General features: G+C 75.3%; 4 protein-coding genes and 1 pseudogene. 3 read left to right on the forward strand and 2 right to left on the reverse strand.

Translation table 11 applies throughout. From position 1 onward, the window contains the following. The 3 genes and pseudogenes from DEF28_RS28660 to DEF28_RS25960 all read left to right on the forward strand — a co-directional run. Positions 1 to 123, forward strand: a pseudogene (locus DEF28_RS28660) (sensor histidine kinase); the annotation flags it as partial. Next, the gene (locus tag DEF28_RS25955) at positions 120 to 803 is read left to right on the forward strand and encodes a response regulator (RefSeq protein ID WP_114400817.1); all 684 of its coding nucleotides are present in this window, start codon (positions 120 to 122) and stop codon (positions 801 to 803) included. The pseudogene DEF28_RS28660 and the gene DEF28_RS25955, both read left to right, overlap by 4 nt. 369 nt (positions 804 to 1172) lie before the next feature. Beyond that, entirely contained in the window at positions 1173 to 1616 is a 444-nt protein-coding gene (locus DEF28_RS25960) for an SMI1/KNR4 family protein (RefSeq protein WP_114400818.1), read from the forward strand. Positions 1617 to 1904: 288 nt separating this feature from the next. On the opposite strand, the gene DEF28_RS25965 is transcribed toward DEF28_RS25960, so the two are convergent. Together DEF28_RS25965 and DEF28_RS25970 are read right to left on the reverse strand one after the other, a co-directional pair. Next, complete coding sequence (locus tag DEF28_RS25965; protein WP_114433639.1) at positions 1905 to 2171, reverse strand: hypothetical protein; 267 nt, start codon at positions 2169 to 2171, stop codon at positions 1905 to 1907. Positions 2172 to 3059: 888 nt separating this feature from the next. Beyond that, on the reverse strand, positions 3060 to 3574 hold a 515-nt coding region (locus tag DEF28_RS25970), incomplete at its 5' end, for an ATP-grasp domain-containing protein (RefSeq protein ID WP_158562923.1).

Genomic DNA, 3574 nt, shown 5'->3' on the forward strand with positions numbered 1-3574 from the left:
GGGCAGGGCCAGGGTCTCGCGGGGCTGGCCGAACGTGCCGCCCTGACCGGCGGTCGGCTGGAGTACGGTGCCACGGCCTCGGGCGGTTTCCGGGTGGCGGCCTGGCTACCCTGGCCGGCATGAACGGATCGGACACCCCGCCGGTGCGCGTGCTCGTCGTCGACGACGATCCGCTGCTGCGCGCCGGGCTCGCGATGATGCTCGGGGGCGCTCCCGCCATCCAGCTGGTCGCCGAGGCCGGCGACGGGACGCAGGTGGCGGCGCTGGTCGCCCGGCACCGCCCGGACGTCGTGCTGATGGACATCCGGATGCCGACGATGGACGGGCTCGCCGCGACCGAGGCGGTGCGGTCGCGGCCGGATCCGCCGGAGGTGGTCGTGCTGACGACCTTCGACGCCGACGAGCACGTGCTGCGCGCGCTGCGGGCGGGGGCGGCGGGGTTCGTGCTGAAGGACACGCCGCCGGCCGAGATCGTCGCGGCGATCCGGCAGGTGGCGGCGGGCCGGCCGGTGCTGTCGCCCGAGGTGACGCGCCGGCTGATCGCCCGGGCCACCGAGCCGGAGCGGCACGCGCGGCGCGGCGCGGCCCGCGAGCGGCTGGGGATGCTCAACGACCGCGAGCGCGCGGTCGCGCTGTGCGTGGGCCGGGGGTGGTCCAACGCCGAGATCGGCGCGGCGCTGCATCTGAGCCTGTCGACGGTGAAGACGCATGTGTCGGCGGTGCTGACCCGGCTGGACCTGAACAACCGGGTGCAGATCGCGCTGCTGGTCCACGACGCCGAGCTGGCGGACCCGGCCGGGTGATCTCGGCCGGGCGGGCCCGGAACGCGTGGCGGCCCCCGCCACTGGGTGGCGGGGGCCGCTGGTCTGCGGGGCCGGTACGGCGGTCGCCTCACGGCGTGTCGCACAACGCGGCTCCGAAGACCGCCCGCGCGTCCACCGAAGTGGACCGCGGACGCGGTATTCCGCGAAGGCATTGAGTGGAGCCCGGGGGACACTTTCTACCGCACCGGCCCGCACACCTGACAACGGTGGGGGAGGTGCCGGTATTCCACCCTGGGTGTGACGCCGGTCACATCGGGTGGCGGTCGTGGGGCATTCCGGCGGGATGAAATCCGGATCGGATCGGCCGACTCGCGCCCGTCGATTTCTCGCGCCTTGGCACTACCTGTGATGATTCTGTCTGTGTGGCGTGAACTGATAGCTGACCTGTCCCCGGAAACCGATCTGGCCGGGCCCGCCGAGGAGGCGGCGATCGCGGAGATCGAGAAGGTGCTCGCCCTGCCGCTGCCCTTCGAGCTTGCCGCGCTGCTGCGCGAGGTCAACGGGGTTCACAACACCTACGGGGACGCGGTCGTCTGGTCGGCGGAGCGGCTCGTCGAGGACAACCTGGCGATGCGCGCCGAACCGGACTACCTGGAGCTGTACGCGCCGTTCGACCACCTCGTCTTCTTCGGCGACAGCGACATGGGGCCGCAGTTCGCCTACGTGCACACCGACTACGGGCCGGGGATCATCGTCTGGGACCACGAGACCGACCAGCGGCGGCTGGTGACGGTGTCGCTGCGCGACTACCTGGTCCGCTGCTTCACGCAGGGCAACGGCTGGTACCGGTGAGAACGGCGGGCCCGGCCCTTCGCCGCTGCTCGGGAGCCTGGGGCGTGTCTGACGGCAAGCCCTCCTGAGCCGGGCCGCGCTCGCGGTGGCCCTCCTCCCGTGGGCGCTGCCCCCCCTCTCCTGGGACCCGCGGCGCGGCGACCCCACCGGGCCCTTCGCGCGGCGGCGGCGCGGTGGCCGCCGCCTCTGCGGCGGCGGAGGAGCAGCGGTGGGACGGCTGCCAGGCCGGTCTCGCCGCCTCCCGGTGCGGGGACGCGCCGTGACGGCGCGGCGCGTCCGGTCGGGACGTCACCGGGAGCGGCGGGCGCGGGCGGCGGTGAGGCGGACGCGCACCTCGGCCAGGACGTCGCGGAGCCGGTCGAGATAGGCCAGGTCGTCGGTGGGACGGACGTCGATGTGCGTTCCGGGCGCCAGGGTCAGCCGGCATGTCGGCACCTGGTCCTCGGCGGGCACGTCGGGCCACGGCTCGATCCAGGCGACCGCTATGTCGCCGGGGTCCGGGCGGCTGATCAGTACCTGCTCGATCCGGGCCTGCGTAGAGACGTGGCCGGGCATCGGCACCACCCCCTCACCGACCGAACTACCCGCCTCGGGGCGGCCTGCGACAGCGACCGGACGATCCTTCCCGCACCACTCGCACCCGGAGGCCCACCGGGCGGCCCGTGGGGCCGGGAGGCGCCGGACACCGGCGCGCGGCAGAGGCCGGGCCCGGCCGGAGGAACGGCGCGGAAAGCGGCGGCCGCGTATTCCGGAAGCGGGCCGCGGCGCTCCCGTGTCGAATCGTGCGGGTGCCGTGAAAGGGGCACGGCTCGGAAATTCCGGGGTTCCTGTACAGGGTGGTCCGGGCGTGCTGATATGTCCCGCGGCCTTTCCCGGACCGCGCGGCGCGGTGTCCTCGCCGCCCCCTCCCCGGCGCGGGCGGCACCGTTCCGAACTGCTCAGCGCTGGTCGGCGGCGTTCTCCGGGCTCGGCGGCACGGCAGTCCGTGCCCCCGACCGCGCACCTCCCCGAATTCCGGCACGCAAACGAGGCGGACCGGCGGGGAGCGGCAAGGCTCCCCAGGGCGGGACGCGTCCCACGGCGTGCGCCGCCGGTGTCGGCGCTGGTGGCCGCGGCGCGGCCCGGAGTCCCCTACTCCGGTCAGGGCACCTTCTGACGGGCGCCGGGAACTGCTCCTTCGACGCGACCGGAGAGACACCGCCATCGCGGCCCCCGACCACAGCGACGACGACAACGCCGCCATGTGCGGCGCCTGGGCCGGGTGGACCGCGCCGCCGCGCGCCGGGTACGACTCCGTCCTCTCGGAGCCCGGGGCGGGGTGCGGGTCCGATGTGCGGATCACCGACGTCTACGGACAGCCGCTGACCGGCACCGGTACCGGTGTGGAGCCGGGGGTCGACCAAGCCGGGTACCGCGCGGCTCCCGCGGAGCTGAGCGGCGCCGTCAGCGGGGCGGGGGCCCGGCCCGCAGCAGCGGCTCCAGCAGGGCGGCGGGCTCCAGCGCGGCCGGGCGGTCGCTGACCTGGCCGTCGCCGACCTCGACCACCCGCCACTCCCCGTCGGTGCGGCGGGCGAGGTCGGTGGTGACGAACCGGCAGCCCAGGGCGGCGACCAGCGGACGCACCGCGCGCAGGTCGGGCTCCGGGCGCTCGTCAGGGGTGTCGGGGTGCGGGCCGACCGCGATCGGCGCGCCGTCCAGCCACCACACGCGCGCCTCGGTGGCGCGGCCGCTGGCGGAGAACGGCTCGAAGGCGCGCAGCACGATCCCGCCGGCGAGGTCGTCGCCCTGCAGCTCCACGAACCGTGCGACGACGCGGTGCAGCGCGGCGGTGTCGGCGAGGTCCGGGATGTAGCAGGCGGTGTCCCAGTCGGACTTGCGGGACTTGACGTAGTCCTTGACGAGCGCCGGACCGCCGCCGAGCGGGGCGGCGAGGGCCGCGAGGCCGGCGGGTGCGGGCG

Source organism: Marinitenerispora sediminis, assembly GCF_003336425.1.
In the GTDB taxonomy this organism is placed as follows: domain Bacteria; phylum Actinomycetota; class Actinomycetes; order Streptosporangiales; family Streptosporangiaceae; genus Marinitenerispora; species Marinitenerispora sediminis.